General features: G+C 43.6%; 15 protein-coding genes and 1 other annotated feature (1 of these 16 running past the window's edge). Of the genes, 10 read left to right on the plus strand and 5 right to left on the minus strand.

Going from position 1 to position 17,099, the window contains the following annotated elements; genetic code table 11:
- Window positions 1–228 (plus strand) — a binding site (T-box leader) (it extends 9 nt beyond the left edge of the window).
- Between the two features lie 50 nt (window positions 229–278).
- Together tyrS and NYE22_RS06300 are read left to right on the plus strand one after the other, a co-directional pair.
- Window positions 279–1,547 (plus strand): tyrosine--tRNA ligase, encoded by a 1,269-nt coding sequence (gene tyrS / locus NYE22_RS06295; RefSeq protein WP_014480566.1) that lies wholly within the window; start codon window positions 279–281, stop codon window positions 1,545–1,547.
- A 129-nt stretch (window positions 1,548–1,676) separates the two neighbouring features.
- Window positions 1,677–1,805: a hypothetical protein gene (locus tag NYE22_RS06300; RefSeq protein WP_015714524.1), complete on the plus strand. Its 129-nt coding sequence runs from the start codon at window positions 1,677–1,679 to the stop codon at window positions 1,803–1,805.
- A 21-nt stretch (window positions 1,806–1,826) separates the two neighbouring features.
- Here NYE22_RS06300 and rpsD read toward each other — a convergent pair whose 3' ends face one another.
- Entirely contained in the window at window positions 1,827–2,429 is a 603-nt protein-coding gene (gene rpsD / locus NYE22_RS06305) for a 30S ribosomal protein S4 (protein WP_003229304.1), read from the minus strand.
- Between the two features lie 294 nt (window positions 2,430–2,723).
- Here rpsD and NYE22_RS06310 point away from each other — a divergent pair, with 294 nt between their 5' ends.
- On the plus strand, window positions 2,724–4,463 hold the full coding sequence (locus NYE22_RS06310; RefSeq protein ID WP_342412389.1) for a diguanylate cyclase: 1,740 nt from the start codon (window positions 2,724–2,726) through the stop codon (window positions 4,461–4,463).
- Between the two features lie 37 nt (window positions 4,464–4,500).
- Here NYE22_RS06310 and NYE22_RS06315 read toward each other — a convergent pair whose 3' ends face one another.
- The gene (locus NYE22_RS06315) at window positions 4,501–4,992 is read right to left on the minus strand and encodes a GAF domain-containing protein (protein ID WP_015714522.1); all 492 of its coding nucleotides are present in this window, start codon (window positions 4,990–4,992) and stop codon (window positions 4,501–4,503) included.
- A 126-nt stretch (window positions 4,993–5,118) separates the two neighbouring features.
- Between NYE22_RS06315 and refZ the strand changes: the two genes are divergently transcribed.
- Window positions 5,119–5,742 carry a transcriptional regulator RefZ gene (gene refZ / locus NYE22_RS06320; protein ID WP_014477663.1) on the plus strand — a complete coding sequence of 208 codons (624 nt, stop codon included), beginning with the start codon at window positions 5,119–5,121 and terminating at the stop codon, window positions 5,740–5,742.
- Here the strand turns inward: refZ and hisJ are convergent.
- On the minus strand, window positions 5,739–6,545 hold the full coding sequence (gene hisJ / locus NYE22_RS06325; RefSeq protein ID WP_072173620.1) for a histidinol-phosphatase HisJ: 807 nt from the start codon (window positions 6,543–6,545) through the stop codon (window positions 5,739–5,741). The genes refZ and hisJ overlap by 4 nt on opposite strands.
- 196 nt (window positions 6,546–6,741) lie before the next feature.
- On the opposite strand from hisJ, the gene ezrA reads away from it, so the two are divergent.
- Entirely contained in the window at window positions 6,742–8,430 is a 1,689-nt protein-coding gene (ezrA, locus tag NYE22_RS06330) for a septation ring formation regulator EzrA (protein ID WP_003229320.1), read from the plus strand.
- 95 nt (window positions 8,431–8,525) lie between these two features.
- On the opposite strand, the gene brnQ is transcribed toward ezrA, so the two are convergent.
- Complete coding sequence (gene brnQ / locus NYE22_RS06335) at window positions 8,526–9,863, minus strand: branched-chain amino acid transport system II carrier protein (RefSeq protein ID WP_003229322.1); 1,338 nt, start codon at window positions 9,861–9,863, stop codon at window positions 8,526–8,528.
- 193 nt (window positions 9,864–10,056) lie between these two features.
- Here brnQ and NYE22_RS06340 point away from each other — a divergent pair, with 193 nt between their 5' ends.
- The 5 genes from NYE22_RS06340 (at window position 10,057) to NYE22_RS06360 (ending at window position 16,088) form a co-directional block, all read left to right on the plus strand.
- Window positions 10,057–11,202 (plus strand): cysteine desulfurase family protein, encoded by a 1,146-nt coding sequence (locus NYE22_RS06340; protein ID WP_038827967.1) that lies wholly within the window; start codon window positions 10,057–10,059, stop codon window positions 11,200–11,202.
- 3 nt (window positions 11,203–11,205) lie between these two features.
- Complete coding sequence (thiI, locus tag NYE22_RS06345) at window positions 11,206–12,411, plus strand: tRNA uracil 4-sulfurtransferase ThiI (protein ID WP_342412390.1); 1,206 nt, start codon at window positions 11,206–11,208, stop codon at window positions 12,409–12,411.
- Between the two features lie 93 nt (window positions 12,412–12,504).
- The gene (sspA, locus tag NYE22_RS06350; RefSeq protein WP_003223491.1) at window positions 12,505–12,714 is read left to right on the plus strand and encodes an alpha type acid-soluble spore protein SspA; all 210 of its coding nucleotides are present in this window, start codon (window positions 12,505–12,507) and stop codon (window positions 12,712–12,714) included.
- A 178-nt stretch (window positions 12,715–12,892) separates the two neighbouring features.
- Complete coding sequence (locus NYE22_RS06355) at window positions 12,893–14,482, plus strand: acyl--CoA ligase (RefSeq protein ID WP_038827971.1); 1,590 nt, start codon at window positions 12,893–12,895, stop codon at window positions 14,480–14,482.
- A gap of 19 nt (window positions 14,483–14,501) precedes the next feature.
- Complete coding sequence (locus NYE22_RS06360; protein WP_342412391.1) at window positions 14,502–16,088, plus strand: amidohydrolase; 1,587 nt, start codon at window positions 14,502–14,504, stop codon at window positions 16,086–16,088.
- A 31-nt stretch (window positions 16,089–16,119) separates the two neighbouring features.
- Here the strand turns inward: NYE22_RS06360 and NYE22_RS06365 are convergent, their stop codons facing one another.
- Window positions 16,120–16,923 (minus strand): NAD kinase, encoded by an 804-nt coding sequence (locus NYE22_RS06365; RefSeq protein WP_038827973.1) that lies wholly within the window; start codon window positions 16,921–16,923, stop codon window positions 16,120–16,122.
- Between the last annotated feature and the right edge of the window lie 176 nt (window positions 16,924–17,099).

Raw genomic sequence — 17,099 nt, forward strand, 5'->3', positions numbered from 1 at the left:
AAGATTGAGACAAGTAGAATATCCTTACGTTCCAGAGAGCTGATGGCCGGTGAAAATCAGCACAGACGGATATATCGAATACACTCATGAACCGCTTTTGCAAACAAAGCCGGCCAGGCTTTCAGTAGTGAAAGAACGGACCTGATCCGTTATCAGGCAAAGTGATAAGACGAATGTTTGCATTCTCTTATTAGTAGGGTGGTACCGCGATAATCAATCGTCCCTTCGTGTAAACGAAGGGGCGTTTTTTATTTTAATCAAAAAAGGAGCTTTATCTTATGACTAACTTACTTGAAGACTTATCCTTCCGCGGATTGATTCAGCAAATGACAGATGAAGAAGGGTTAAATAAACAGCTGAATGAAGAAAAAATCCGCTTGTACTCAGGCTTTGACCCGACAGCAGACAGCTTGCATATCGGACACCTGCTGCCTATTTTAACACTTCGCCGTTTTCAGCTTGCAGGGCATCATCCGATTGCGCTTGTGGGGGGCGCGACGGGCCTCATCGGTGATCCAAGCGGAAAAAAAGCAGAGCGTACATTAAACACTGCTGACATCGTATCCGAATGGTCCCAAAAAATCAAAAACCAGCTGTCCAGATTTCTAGATTTTGAAGCAGCAGAAAACCCAGCTGTCATCGCGAACAACTTTGACTGGATCGGCAAAATGAATGTGATCGATTTCCTTCGTGACGTTGGTAAAAATTTCGGCATCAATTACATGCTGGCAAAAGATACGGTCAGCTCAAGAATTGAATCCGGCATCTCGTACACGGAATTCAGCTACATGATTCTTCAATCTTATGATTTCTTAAATCTTTACAGAGACAAAAACTGTAAACTGCAAATCGGCGGAAGCGATCAGTGGGGCAACATCACAGCCGGTCTTGAACTGATCAGAAAATCGGAAGAAGAAGGAGCAAAAGCGTTCGGTCTTACGATTCCGCTTGTCACAAAAGCAGACGGCACGAAGTTCGGAAAAACGGAAGGCGGTGCGATCTGGCTTGATAAAGAAAAAACATCGCCATATGAATTCTATCAATTCTGGATCAACACAGACGACCGTGACGTTGTCAAATACTTGAAATACTTTACGTTCCTTTCAAAAGAGGAAATTGAAGCGTACGCTGAAAAAACAGAAACGGCGCCAGAAAAACGTGAAGCGCAAAAACGCCTGGCAGAAGAAGTGACATCGCTTGTTCACGGACGCGAGGCGCTGGAGCAAGCCATCAACATCTCCCAAGCGCTGTTCAGCGGCAATATTAAAGAGCTTTCCGCTCAAGATGTAAAGGTAGGCTTTAAAGATGTTCCTTCTATGGAAGTTGACAGCACCCAAGAGCTTTCACTTGTAGATGTGTTGGTGCAATCTAAATTATCTCCTTCTAAACGCCAAGCGCGTGAAGACATCCAAAATGGAGCTGTTTACATTAACGGCGAACGCCAGACGGAAATAAATTATACTCTATCAGCAGAAGACCGTATCGAAAATCAATTTACTGTTCTGCGCCGCGGGAAGAAAAAATACTTCCTTGTGACGTATAAATAAGAAAAAGATCCTTTGCCACTGAAGGCAAAGGATCTTTTTGTTTACCGCATAGGAATGAAAGGAAAAGAGTATATTAGATAGGGCAAACACGACCAATCACCACCTTTTAAATGAAAGGAGCGCTAAAGTGTGAATCTCATGTGTACGATTGCAAAAGAACGGCTGCAGCAGGATTACTGGGATCAGCAGGCGCAAGATAGTGTTGGCCAGCAAGAGGCGAATGACGAAACAGACGATAAAAAAACCCCGACCGCATAGCGGCAGGGGTTTTTAAAACGATTAACGAGAGTAGAACTCAACGATAAGCGCTTCGTTAATTTCCGGAGCAAGTTCAGAACGCTCAGGAAGACGAGTGAAAGTACCTTCAAGCTTTTCAGCGTCGAAAGTAAGGTATTCAGGAACGAAGTTGTTCACTTCAACAGATTCTTTGATGATAGAAAGGTTTCTTGATTTTTCGCGAACACCGATTGTTTGACCAGGTTTCACAAGGTAAGACGGGATGTCAACGCGGCTTCCGTCTACAAGAATGTGACCGTGGTTAACCAATTGGCGAGCTTGACGGCGAGTACGTGCTAAACCTAGCTTGTACACAACGTTATCAAGACGAGAATCTAAAAGAATCATGAAGTTTTCACCGTGTTTACCAGCTAGTTTGCCAGCTTTGTCAAACAAAGTGCGGAATTGACGTTCGTTTACACCGTACATGTGACGAAGCTTTTGCTTTTCTTGCAATTGCAAACCGTATTCTGATAATTTTTTACGTTGTCCTGGACCGTGTGGACCTGGAGCGTAAGGGCGTTTTTCTAATTCTTTTCCTGTACCGCTAAGAGAGATTCCTAGACGGCGGGACAGTTTCCAAGATGGACCTGTATAGCGAGCCATAATGTGACTCCTCCTTTGGTTTTATTTTTGTGGAAAATAAAAACCGTCTGCTCTATTCGACCATGCACATTTTGTTTTCATGTATCCTCGCTCCAGCAGCAGAGAGTTACACGATACACCTTATTGATAAGGAACAAAATGAAAACATAGAAGCTGAACAAAAAGGCTGCAATATTTCACACAAAGGTCATTATATAATTTATTTGTTTTGAAGTCAACCATTCCTCCATTATTGCTTCACCGTTTATGATATAATAAACAAAAATTAGTGGTAAACTTTTAGGTGATAAAAATATGGTAGAACAAACTAAAGATCAATTATCCGCCTTTCATTATCATATGCTCGATTTTTTATTAACCAAATCTGAAAAAGTCACATTCACCGACTCTTTCATATGGCTGACTTCGGCTATTCAAACCTATTTTTCAACCCTTTGTGTTTCGCTTACACCGTCACCATCAGGCTTTGTGACAAAATTGGCAGATGGTGAAGCGCGTTTTTCCGCTTCAAAAATAAACGCTTCATGTTATCTGATTGAGGACGGCTCCGGCAGGCGTTTTCATCTTGCGTGCAGGCAGGATGAAGAGATTCCTGAAGGGCTTCCGGACGTGGTTGCTTCATTTTTAAACCAGTCGATGAAACAGGAAAGACTCTATAACAAAACGATCTACCAAAAAAAGATATACAAAATGACAGAGCTGTTCCATTCACTGCTTGATCAGACAGATGTGCTGAAGCAGCTTTTAGAAAGCTTGACCAGCACATTTTCTCTTTTTGAGTTTTCTTTATTTATATCGCACGATCAAGACCAATGTTTAGGGATACCTGCAAAAGAGCTGTATATGGAAGGGGAAAAATCCGATTCCTTTGCGCTCAAAGTGTATTTGTCCGGAGACATTTTGCGGAAAAATGAATCTGTCGCCTATATTCCGATCAAAGGACAGCAGGGCACATACGGGGTGTTGAAGGCTGAGGGAACGGGTGACAGCTTTCTTACTGATGCCTGCCTTGATGAAATGTCGCTGTTAGCAAACGCGGCGGGAAAAGCGTTTGAAAATGCCCAGCTCTACGAACAATCCAAAGCAAGCATCGCAAATTTGGAATTGATTAATGAAACATCACGCCGCCTGAATCAGCGGCTGACACTGACTGATACAATGAATGATCTGGCTGTGAGAATGGCAGAATCGTTTCAGGCAGAAGAAGTGGGATTTTTTCATATAGACCATTTTGAAAACCTAACATTGCTTCCAGGCAGCACAGCATTTTTTAAAGAAGCGAAACCGTCAGATTTTTATAATGAGCTGAAAGAAAAGCTGTATGAAGGTGAAAAAGGGGTTTTCATCGGGAATGGCCAGTCTGTTTTTGGGAAGGCGGGGTACGGCTCGCTGATGGCTGCTCCGATGATTCAAAACGACCGGCTTCTGGGCTTTGCGGTTTTATTGAAACAGGAGCTGTACGCTTTTACATTTGAAATGTACAAGCTGTTTCAGGCGCTGATTCATCACGCGACACTGGCTGTAACCAATTCAATGCTTCGCGACCGTCTTGAGCACCTTGTGAAAACAGATCAGCTGACTGAACTGTATTCACGAGTGTATTTAGATGAAAAAATTCAATACAGCATGAAAATCCACCAAAAGGGTGTTTTTATTCTTGTTGATATTGATAATTTTAAAAATGTAAATGATACGTACGGCCATCAGACTGGGGACGAGATTTTAATTCAAGTCGCTTCAGTGATTAAAAGCAACATCCGAAAGCATGATGTCGGTGCCCGCTGGGGAGGCGAGGAGCTGGCGATTTATTTGCCAAATGTGCCGGTTGCAGTGGGGAAACGGATTACCGAGCGACTGGTTTACGCGGTCAGAAAAAATACGAAACCCGAGGTAACCATTTCCTGCGGTATCTCCTGCTGGACGACAGAAACAAGAAAATCGCTGAAAGAGCTTGTGCATGAGGCAGACGAAGCGCTCTACAGCGCGAAACGGAGCGGGAAAAACTGCTTGATGGTTCATGACTCAATAAAATAAAAAAAGCCCAAAACGATATCAGTTTTGGGCTTTTATATTACTGCGCTAACGCTTTTTCTAGCGTTTCGGCAAATTGAGTTAAGTATTTTTCATCAATTTCGTCGAAACGGTTTTTCACTGGGCTGTCGATGTCTAAGACGCCGACAATTTTTCCGTCTACACGAATCGGAAGCACAATTTCTGATTGAGACGCTGCATCGCAGGCGATATGTCCCGGAAACGCGTTTACATCCTCAACACGTTCCACTTTTCCGTTTGCGTACGCTGTGCCGCAAACCCCTCTGCCGAAAGGAATCCGAACACATGCCGGCAGGCCTTGGAACGGACCTAACACAAGCTGTCCATCCTCTTCTTTGGCAAAATAGAAACCCGCCCAGTTGACTTCAGGCAGCGAATGATACAGCAGTGCTGAGGCATTTGCATAGTTAGCTATTTGATCTGTTTCGTCTTCGGTCATGGCTTCGAGCTGTTTTAGCAGAAGCTGATAGCCCTTTTCTTTATCTCCAGATTGTTTTTCGACATGGAACATGGAAAACCCTCACTTTTTCTATAATATAAAACAAAGTTCCGGCTTTTCTGCCGGCATTTGTCGATAAGTTCTTACAGGAACAGCGGCTTTCTGCTTGAATAGTATCAAGAGGAAGGAGTGAGCCGTATGAAAGTAAGCACCAAAGACAAAATTATTGAATCTGCTGTCATGCTTTTTAACCAAAAAGGATTTTCTGGCACGTCTGTCCGTGAAATTGCAAAGTCAGCTGATGTAAATGTTGCGCACATCTCCTACTATTTTAAAGGCAAAGGAGGCTTGATGGAACACTTAGTTTCAGAGTTTTACGAAGGCTACAGCAAAACGCTTGAAACAGCGGCAAGCAATATCTCTTCTCAAAGCACGCAGGAACAGCTTCTTCAATTGGTTTTCGATATTTTATCCTATCAGCATAATCATCGTCAATTAACTCGTTTTGTCTACCGGGAAGTCACAATTGACTCCACATTAATCAGGGAAATTATGTCGACATATCTAATGAAGGAAAAGTATATCTTCCAGCTGATCATTGAGGAAGGAGAAAAACAGCGTGAATATTTAACGCTGCCGCTGCCTCATTTTATTCTCCAATTAAAATCTCTCTTGATGATGCCCTATCTCCAGCCTCAATATATTTCAGAAGTACTCTACATGCAGCCGCACGAGCCGTATTTTTATAAAATGTATTTTGAAGAAATCAAGATTTGGATCAGAAGCGTCTTCCGGACAGGAGACGTGGCGCTCACCAACTAGCACCGTTCCAAAAACGCCTCATACGCATATCCGACATCTCCCGCTTGATGGGCATCAGACCCAAACACAAGCGGGATCTTCTTTTGCTTCGCTTCATTCAGCATCCAATCCTCGATATAAATACCGCCAGCGTAAATTTTTCTTAAGCCGGAAGTATTGAAGTCGAGCTCCATCCCGTTTTCTTCAATGGCATTCAGGCACAGGGAAACGAGGCCGCGAATATGCTCTGACATGCTGTATGGAAACAGCTTGATGAATTTTTGGACGAGTGTGATGTGACCGACTCTTTTTGGCTTATAAACGCCGAGAGATGCTACAATGGAAGAATAGACACTCCGGTAATATTGTTCGTATACAGCTTCAATGCTTCCGCAGGCTGAAATCAGCTCTTTGAAGGTATGCTCGTCATAATCAAGGCATAGATAGGAAGAGTCTGTGCGCAAAAAATGAACGGATAAGATGCTGTCATCTAAATATGGCCCGTATGTGTCCAGAAATAATGTAATTTCGTCTTCAAATTCAGCGATATAATCGACTTCAAGCCCTGTCCGTATGCTAAGCTGTCCGCGATATTCTTTTTTTAATCCGGAAATTTCATGAATATAGCGTTCCAAAGAAGCTTGCGCCATCGCGCTGTCTTTCAGCGGCGTGGGATCGGTAAAAGAGGGCGGCAATGGGGCGTGTTCGGTAAAAGTAATCGATTCGAACCCTTTTTTTAAGGCTTCTTCTGCATATTGTCTGAGTGTGTCATTGGAGCCGTGAGGGCAAAATGGTGTGTGAATATGTCCGTCTCGCTTTTGCATTGATGTCACCCCATGAAAAAATAGTCAAATCCTGCCGATTTTGCACAAAAAGTTTTTGATTTCTGGTCAAAAAATGTTTGTTACATGGTATCATAATAACAATGAAAACGACAGTTTTTCTCAATACATATCCTGAAATCTTTCTGAATAAATAAAACACCCTGACAGATTAAGGTAAACAGCAAGGGGGCTCATTATGGAGTTTGTCATTGGATTATTAATTGTACTGCTTGCGCTGTTTGCAGCAGGCTACTTTTTCAGGAAAAAAATCTACGCCGAAATCGACCGGCTGGAATCGTGGAAGATTGAAATTCTGAATCGGTCGATCGTGGAAGAAATGTCTAAAATAAAACATTTAAAAATGACGGGTCAGACAGAAGAGTTCTTTGAGAAGTGGCGTGAAGAATGGGACGAGATTGTCACAGCCCACATGCCGAAAGTTGAAGAGCTCCTTTATGATGCCGAGGAAAATGCAGACAAATACCGGTTTAAAAAGGCCAATCAAGTGCTCGTTCATATCGACGACCTGCTGACAGCGGCTGAATCAAGCATTGAAAAGATTCTTCGGGAAATCAGCGATCTTGTCACAAGTGAGGAAAAGAGCCGTGAAGAGATTGAACAGGTGAGGGAGCGCTATTCGAAATCTCGAAAAAACCTGCTGGCTTACAGCCACCTTTACGGGGAGCTTTATGACAGCCTTGAAAAGGATCTGGACGAAATTTGGAGCGGCATCAAACAATTTGAAGAAGAAACAGAAGGCGGAAACTATATTACTGCACGAAAAGTACTGCTTGAGCAGGACCGCAATCTTGAACGGCTTCAGTCATACATAGATGATGTGCCGAAGCTGTTAGCTGACTGTAAACAGACGGTGCCCGGACAGATTGCAAAGCTCAAGGATGGCTATGGCGAAATGAAAGAAAAAGGGTACAAGCTTGAGCATATCCAGCTTGATAAGGAATTAGAAAATCTGTCAAACCAGCTGAAACGAGCGGAACATGTCCTGATGACTGAGCTGGATATTGATGAAGCGTCCGCAATCCTGCAGCTCATTGACGAAAATATTCAATCTGTTTATCAGCAGCTGGAGGGCGAAGTTGAAGCCGGTCAATCCGTACTAAGCAAAATGCCTGAATTGATTATTGCTTACGACAAGCTTAAAGAAGAGAAAGAGCATACGAAGGCGGAAACTGAGCTGGTGAAGGAAAGCTACAGGCTGACAGCCGGTGAGCTCGGCAAACAGCAGGCTTTTGAAAAGCGCCTTGATGAAATTGGGAAGCTGCTATCATCCGTTAAAGATAAGCTCGATGCAGAGCATGTCGCCTACTCACTTTTAGTAGAAGAAGTTGCTTCAATAGAGAAGCAAATTGAAGAAGTGAAAAAAGAGCATGCCGAGTATCGTGAAAACCTGCAAGCGCTGAGAAAAGAAGAGCTTCAGGCGAGGGAGACGCTCAGCAATTTGAAAAAAACAATTTCTGAGACAGCAAGACTGCTGAAGACTAGCAACATTCCAGGCATTCCGAGCCATATTCAAGAGATGCTGGAGAACGCGCATCATCATATTCAAGAAACAGTCAATCAACTAAACGAACTTCCATTAAATATGGAAGAAGCCGGAGCCCATTTGAAGCAAGCAGAAGATATCGTCAACAGGGCAAGCCGGGAATCAGAGGAACTTGTCGAGCAGGTCATCCTCATTGAAAAAATCATTCAGTTCGGAAACCGGTTCAGAAGCCAAAATCACATTTTATCTGAACAGCTGAAAGAAGCGGAAAGACGTTTTTATGCTTTTGATTATGACGACTCTTATGAAATTGCAGCTGCCGCTGTGGAAAAGGCTGCGCCAGGTGCAGTTGAAAAAATCAAAGCTGACATATCCGCTTAGATAATCACGACCATGAAAAAGAGCCCGCAGTGTAATGAGCAGGCTCTTTTTTTCATTACAAAACGCCTGCGCAATAACGCAGGCGTTCTGTGACATTAACTTATTTCATTAAGCTGTTTGGATGGTCCGATGAATAAGGTCAGCACATAGCCGATAACCGCTCCGACGATTCCTGGAAGCACCCAGCCGATGCCGAGGCTGTAAAGAGGAAGATTCGCATTTAGAAACACATCTAAAGATCCAAGTGAAAAACCGGCTGCTTTGATACCGTCTAAAATACTGAAAAGTCCTGTACCGATCAAGCAAGCGATGTACACTTCGCGTCTTTCTTTAAAGATCTTATCGATGAAGGAAAGAACGATAATGACAATGGCAAGTGGATAGATAGCTGATAAAATAGGAACAGAAAACGCGATAATTTGCGCGAGTCCGAAATTCGCAATGATCAAGCTGAATAACGTGACAATCGTAACGACAATTTTATATGATAATGCCGGAATAAGTTTTGAAAAATATTGGCCGCAAGATGTGACAAGGCCGATGCTTGTTGTTAAACATGCGACTGTAATCGCTGCTCCGAGTACGATGTTGCCTAATGAACCGAATAAATAATGGGAAGACGCAGATAAAATTTTAGCTCCTTCACCAACAGGACCGATGGCATTTGTGCTTGTTGCACCTAAATAAGCAAGGGAGACATAAATGAAAGTCAGCCCTAAAGCGGCAATCACACCTGCTTTAATGCAGGCTGCAGCAAGAGCTTTAGACTGTGTAACGCCTTTGCTTTTTACAGCATTTACAACGACAACGCCAAATACAATTGAAGCAAGTGCGTCCATTGTTTTATAGCCTTCTAAAAATCCTTTAAAAACCGGTGTTCCTTTATATGCTTCTGTCACGGCGCCCAATCCGCCCATCGGCGTGAAGATGGCTTTGAGAACAATGATTAAAATAATTGTGAATTTGATGGGAGTCAGAATTTTTCCGACTCGATCGACAACCTTGGATGGGTTTAACGCTAAATAGTACGTAACGCCGAAAAAGATAAGTGTAAAAATTAATAAAGAAAGTCTTTCTGGTACGCCAGTCAAAAACGGAACAGCGCCAATTTCATATGAAACAGTTCCTGTTCTCGGGATGGCGAATAATGGTCCGATTGATAAATAAAGCACGACAGTAAAGATTGTGCCGAAAACAGGGTGCGCTTTGTCAGCAAGGCCTTTAGCGTCCTTACCGGTTAATGCGATGGCGATAATGCCGAGAAGCGGCAGGCCTACCCCTGTCAGTAAAAATCCGCCGATGGCCTTCCAGACGTTGTGTCCGGCTGCTTGTCCAAGTTCCGGCGGATAAATCATATTTCCTGCTCCAAAGAATAACGCAAATAGCATGAAACCAATAATAATGGTATCTTTGACAGGCAGTGAGTGTTTCATGAAAAAATCCTCCTAATAATTATGTTAAAATATTCTGTCAATTAATTGTCAGATAATATGACGAAACGAACAAATCTTATTATATGGTAAAAAAATTAGAAGTCAATACTAGTTTTTCGTAATTTTCTATTAAATTTTGTTATGGTAACATAAATATCATACCTTGTACCGCTTTCATAAAGGAGTAAAAAAGATGATATATTTAGATAATAGTTCAACGACTAAGCCTTACGATGAAGTCTTGAACGTATATGAACAGACAAGCAGCCGATACTTTGGCAATCCTTCATCTTTGCACCGATATGGAGCCGAAACGGAACAGCTGCTTCAAGCAGCCAAAAATCAAATCAAAAGGTCCTTAGGCCTAAAAAAATATGATATTGTATTTACGTCAGGCGCCACAGAAGCCAATAATGCGGCTTTAAAAGGAGCGGCTTTGTCAAAGATAAAAACAGGCAAACATATCATTGCCACTTCTATTGAACATCCATCCGTTACGGAATCGTTAGAACAGCTGAAAGAGTTGTTCGGGTTTGATATCACTTATCTTTCTGTGAATGAAGACGGATTTGTTTCTATTGAAGATCTAAAAGCAGCCATCCGTCCCGATACCGTGCTTGTCAGCATGATGCATGTGAACAATGAAGTCGGTTCCGTGCAGCCGATTGAAGCGGCAGGGGAAGTGCTGAAGAAGCACCCGAACATTTTGTTCCACGTCGATTATGTGCAGGGCATCTATAAAGTGCCCTTGGCAATTGAAAAGGCCGGCATTGATCTATGTTCAATTTCGGGGCATAAATTTCACGGCCTAAAGGGGACAGGCGCACTTATTGTAAAAGAGGGAACACCCCTTATTCCGCTCATAACGGGAGGCTCTCAGCAAAAAGGCATACGAGCCGGAACAGAACATACTGCTGGAGCGGTTTCGCTTGCCAAGGCCATTAATCTTGCCTCTGCTGATTTTGACACACGGCTTGACACGATGACTGCCGCAAAGGAATTGTTTATGAAAAGGCTGAGTGAAATTGAGGGCGTCGTTATCAACACGCCTCAAATGAATAGCGCGCCGCACATTATTAATTTCTCTGTACCGGGGATTAAAGCGGAAGTGCTTTTACACATGCTTGAGGAACAGGATATTTTCGTCTCCACAACATCGGCTTGCTCGGCAAAAGAACATAAGCCCAGCAAGGTTCTCTTAGAGATGGGCAAAGGAGAGCAGATTGCCGGAAGCAGCATCAGAATCAGTTTAAATTACAGCCAGACAAGCGATGTGGCAGAACCGTTTATGAACGCGCTTCGTCCTGGCATCAAAAAATTAAGGAAAATGATGAGGTAGAACATGAATTACGATCATATATTAATTCGTTTTGGGGAAATTTCGACCAAAGGCAAAAACAGAAAAAGCTTTATTGAGCGCTTAAAACAAAACATCAGACTCGTTTTGAAAGACTATCCGAATTTAAAATACTTTTCCAACAGGGATCGTATGACGATTACATTAAATGGAGAGGATCCTGAGGCTCTTTTTCCTCATTTAAAGCAAGTGTTTGGGATTCAAAGCTTCAGCCTGGCAATTAAATGTGACAGCCGCCTTGATGATATTAAGGCAACCGCACTAAAGGCTATCAAAGATCAGTATAAACCAGGTGATACGTTTAAAGTCGCGACAAAGAGAGCGTATAAGCAATTTGAATTAGATACAAACCAGATGAACGCTGAAATCGGCGGCCATATTTTGCGAAATACAGAAGGATTGACGGTCGATGTTCGCAACCCAGACATCCCGCTCAGAATCGAAATCAGGGAAGAAGCAACATTTTTGACAATTCGTGATGAAAAAGGTGCAGGCGGGCTGCCAGTTGGTTCAGCAGGAAAAGCGATGCTGATGCTTTCTGGCGGTTTTGACAGCCCTGTGGCCGGTTTTTATGCGATGAAACGGGGATTGTCGGTAGAAGCTGTTCATTTCTTCAGTCCGCCATACACAAGCGAGCGCGCAAAGCAAAAGGTAATGGATCTGGCGAAATGTCTGTCCCGTTTTGGGGGAAGCATGACACTTCATATTGTTCCATTTACAAAAACGCAAGAGCTCATCCAAAAACAAATTCCTGAAAATTACACAATGACGGCAACCCGCCGCCTCATGCTTCAGATAGCCGACAGAATCAGAGAAAAGAGAAACGGGCTTGCCATTATTACGGGAGAAAGCCTCGGTCAGGTAGCGAGCCAAACGCTTGAAAGCATGTATGCAATTAATGCGGTGACGTCAACACCGATTTTGCGTCCGCTAATCGCCATGGACAAAACAGAAATCATCGAAAAATCACGGGAAATTGGCACATATGAGACAAGCATTCAGCCGTTTGAAGACTGTTGCACGATCTTTACACCGCTAAGCCCGAAAACACGCCCTAAAAAAGAGAAAATTGAACACTTTGAAAGCTTTGTTGATTTCGAGCCGTATATTCAAGAAGCGGTAGATAACATTGAGACAATGACCCTGTATAGCGAACAAGAAGCTAACGATAAATTCGCTGAACTCTTTTAAATCAATTTTCAGCTCCTGTATACAATTACCAAAGTTTTTCTGAATGAAGCCATGTGTTTTGACACATTCTATACTCACAAGGAGGTGAGACACATGGCTAACAATAACTCAGGTAACAGCAACAACCTTTTAGTACCAGGAGCTGCTCAAGCGATCGACCAAATGAAATTAGAAATCGCTTCTGAATTCGGTGTAAACCTTGGAGCAGACACAACTTCTCGCGCTAACGGTTCTGTTGGAGGAGAGATCACAAAACGTCTTGTATCTTTTGCTCAACAAAACATGGGCGGAGGACAATTCTAATTTACAATTTCACATAATGGCTTAGGAGTGGGGGTATCCCCACTCTTTTTCATTTTTTACATATAAAAAAGGACCAGCGGCCTATAAAATCTATGTTTACAGAGGTTGCTTTTAGGCATATCCTTACGGAAAGAGCCTGTATTTATGTATAATGGGTGGAGAAAGTGAGGAGTTGTTCGTGTTAAAACGTGAAGATTTAATTGCCCCTGTGCAATATAATTTAGTGAATGAAATGGAAAAGTTCAGTGCTGCTGGACAAAAAACCGCTCTTCTGTGGGAGGACGAGTCGGGCAAGCAAGAATCTTGGTCGTATGAAAAGCTGATGGAAGAAACAAATAAAATCGGAGCGGCCTTAGCTGATCTTGGATTTAAAAAGGGAGACAAGCTGATTGTAATGGTACCGCGGGTGCTTGAAGCCTATGCTGTTTATTTGGCTATCCTGAAATCAGGAATGGTTGTCATTCCGTGCTCCGAAATGCTTCGCGCGAAAGATCTTGAATACCGGATTGAACATGCAGAGGTAAAAGGCGCTATCGTCTACTCAGAATTTATTGGCGCTTTCCGGGATGTCAGTACGACTGACAAACTGATTACACTGTCTATTGGTGAAAATGATGCCGGCTGGAAAAACCTCTTATCAATTGAAGCGGACGGAAGCCAATTTAAAACAGCTGACACAACAAGAGATGATATGGCTTTCTTATCTTATACATCCGGGACAACAGGTCAGCCGAAAGGTGTTGTACATACACATGGATGGGCATTTGCTCATTTAAAAACTTCTGCCGGCGCTTGGCTTGATATTTCTGAAAAGGATATCGTCTGGGCTACTGCTGCCCCTGGCTGGCAAAAGTGGGTATGGAGTCCGTTTTTAGCGGTGCTTGGCAGCGGAGCAACCGGTTTTGTGTACCACGGCAGATTCAAAGCAGAAAAATATCTAGAGCTTTTAAATCGCTACAAAATCAATGTTTTCTGCTGCACGCCGACAGAATACCGCTTAATGGCGAAGGTTGAAGGCTTGGACCGTTTTGATCTTTCTGCCCTGCACAGCGCTGTTTCCGCAGGTGAGCCGCTCAATCGTGAAGTCATTGATGTTTTCCAAAAGCACTTTGGCATTAAGGTACGGGACGGATATGGCCAAACAGAAAGCACGCTTTTGGTTGGTGTTTTGAAAGATACGCCTATTAAACCGGGAAGCATGGGAAAGCCGACACCGGGAAATCAGGTGGAGATCATAAATGAAGACGGTGAAATCTGCAAACCTGGTGAGGTTGGCGATATCGCTGTTCACCTCAGTACGCCTGCGCTCTTTAAAGAGTATTTTAAAGATCCGGAAAGAATGAAAACACAAATTCGCGGCGATTATTTCCTAACGGGAGACAGAGCAAGAAAAGATGAGGAAGGTTACTTCTGGTTTGAAAGCCGAAATGACGATATTATTATCAGCTCCGGCTATACGATCGGGCCTTTCGAGGTGGAAGACGCGCTTGTTAAGCACCCAGAAGTAAAAGAATGTGCTGTTGTCGCGAGCCCTGATGAAATCAGAGGCTCCATTGTAAAGGCATATGTTGTCCTGCAAAATCATGAAAAACGCAGTGATGAGCTTGTCAAAATGCTGCAAAACCATGTGAAGACGATTACCGCTCCATACAAATATCCTAGAGAAATTGAATTTGTGGAAAGTCTGCCGAAAACGGCTTCTGCAAAAATCAGACGAGTGGAATTAAGAAAACGTGAAGAACAGCTCAAAGCCAATAAAAAGGCATAAAGAAAGAGAGTGAACGTGAATGAAGGCGATATGGCACGGCGGTTTCATTTATACGATGCTCAAAGAAGGCGATCGGACTGAGGCAGTTTATGTTGAGGATGGTGTCATAAAAGGCACCGGCAGCTATGAACGTTTGAAGGAAAAGTACGGGTCGCCGGAAACAGAAGAAATCAGCCTTAACGGAGCAGTGATGTTCCCCGGTTTTGTTGACAGCCATCTACATTTGATCGGCCACGGTGAGAAACAGCTTCAGCTCGATCTGTCCGCACTGACGTCGAAAGATTCAATTTTACAGGCTGCGAAGGAAAGAGAGCGGCAGCTTCCTAAAAACGATTGGCTCATTGGAGAAGGCTGGAATGAAAATCAGTTTGAGACACCTGACTACTTGACTAAGCATGATCTTGATCGCCTGTTTCCTGACAGGCCCGTCTTGCTCAAGCGTATATGCCGGCATGCAATAGCTGTCAATTCTGCGGCTCTTCAAGCAGCGGGAATTTCAAGAAATACTCCTGATCCTGACGGCGGAGTCATCGTAAAAGATGCAAATGGCGAGCCGACAGGACTCCTGTTTGATAAGGCGCAGGATTTGATTCTGAAGGCTGTCCCGCCAGTCTCCCAGCACTATGTTGATGAGGCATTAACGGCTGCAATAAAGGATTGCTGGACAAAAGGCCTGACGGGCGGTCATTCGGAAGACTTGTCCTATTATGGTGATGTTTCGGTGCCGATGAAAGCTTATGAGAAAGTTGCCGCTGGCGGAAAGTATCCGTTCCGCTGCCATTTGCTCGTTCATCATGAAGCGGTCGATCGATGGGAGCAGCTGGATAAGCCGTCCGGCCCTTATGTGGAGTTCGGTGCGATGAAAATCTTTGCGGACGGGGCGCTTGGCGGGAGAACGGCTTTGTTGAAAGAACCATATCAGGATGATCCATCAACAAATGGTGTTCAGGTTCACGATGACGAAACCCTTGGCCGGCTCATTCGCAAAGCGAGAGAAAAAGGGATGGAGGTTGCTGTTCATGCAATCGGAGATCTTGCTTTTGAAAAAGTGCTGAACGCAATTGAAAAGCATCCGCCCAAAAACGGCCGGCATGATCGGCTTATTCATGCCCAAGTGCTTGATAACGAATTAATCGAGAGAGCAGCACGCATGCCGATCGCACTTGATCTTCAGCCGCATTTCGTTGCAAGCGACTTTCCGTGGGTCATTGACCGTCTCGGAAAAGACCGGATGAAGACTGCATTTGCCTGGAAAACCCTCATATCTAAAGGCATTTTATGCGCGGGCGGTTCAGACGCCCCGATTGAGCCTGTTGACCCGCTTCTAGGGATCCAGTCCGCGGTCCTCAGGAAAAGCAGTCATGAGCACGGGCCAAGCTATAATGAAAGTGAATGTTTACCTGTATATGAAGCGATAAAGCTTTATACAGAAGGTAGCGCCGGTATCATTTATAAAGAGAAGTCACGCGGGAAAATTGCGGAAGGCTATGACGCGGATTTTACAGTTCTCAGTGGTGATCCGTTTGCCATTGACCCCGCACAGCTTCATCTTTTAGATATTAAAAAAACCGTGATTAACGGCCAGATTGTATATGAGAAATCATAAAAGGACAGGCAGCAGCCTGTCCTTTTATTTTCTATAAAAAAGTACGCTTCACTTTTTCCCAAAATGAATTGTCCTTTAATTTGACTGTTTTGATTTTCTTATTAGACAGTTTGATTTCGATCGTTTTCACATTTCTCGTGCTGAGTGCTTCATTGTCCAAGCCGATGATTGGGTGTTCGTTGCCGTCCTGCACCACACGAAGGGTCAGCTTTCGGTCAGAGCTGAGGACAAATGGCGAGCCGAGTGTCCGGTAGGTATTATTGTTAAGGGATGCAAGCTCTGATACCTGCATGCATGGAAGCAATGGATCAACAACCGCTCCTGCAACAGATTTGTTATAGGCGGTGCTGCCTGTAGGCGTTGAGATAATCATCCCGTCACCTCTAAATGTTTCAAAGTGCAGATCGTCAATCAGCACGTCCATCACAAAGGTTTTGATGATGCTTGAGCGGATGGATACCTCGTTTAAGCAGTGAAAAGGACTGGCGTGGTCCACTGTCACTTCAATCAGCGGGTATTTTCTCACTTCAATTTGTTCAAACGTCATTGCATCGACCATTTTTTCTCGCTCATCACTATAAAAGTCGCAATATAAATGAGCTTTCCCCTTTTTGGTAATGCCGACGTACAAGCAGTCGTCACGAAAATTCGTCTTTCTGACTGCCTGCAAAAATGTGCCGTCCCCGCCAATGCTAGCGATAATATTGGCGTCTGAGTGCTGGTTCACAACGGTAAATCCATGCTCTTCCGCTAATTGTGTTAACGAGCGGGCTTGTTCGTTCGTTTCCTGATCCTGTTTGTGAAAAAAATAAACATTACGGCGTTGATCGGTCATATCCCATTTCCCCTTTGCTGTCATATTTAAGTTTTTCTGCCATCCAGTATTTGTGATAAAATACCTTTGGCCATAAGTGTACCACGTTTGCCGGCAGCCCGTTAAGCCGGAGCTTTTTCATGAAGTGAAACATTTTTCATATTGAATCGTATAATGAGAGAGTTTAGGAAAAAGGA

It is taken from the genome of Bacillus sp. FSL K6-1560 (assembly GCF_038592935.1).
GTDB classification, from domain to species: domain Bacteria; phylum Bacillota; class Bacilli; order Bacillales; family Bacillaceae; genus Bacillus; species Bacillus subtilis.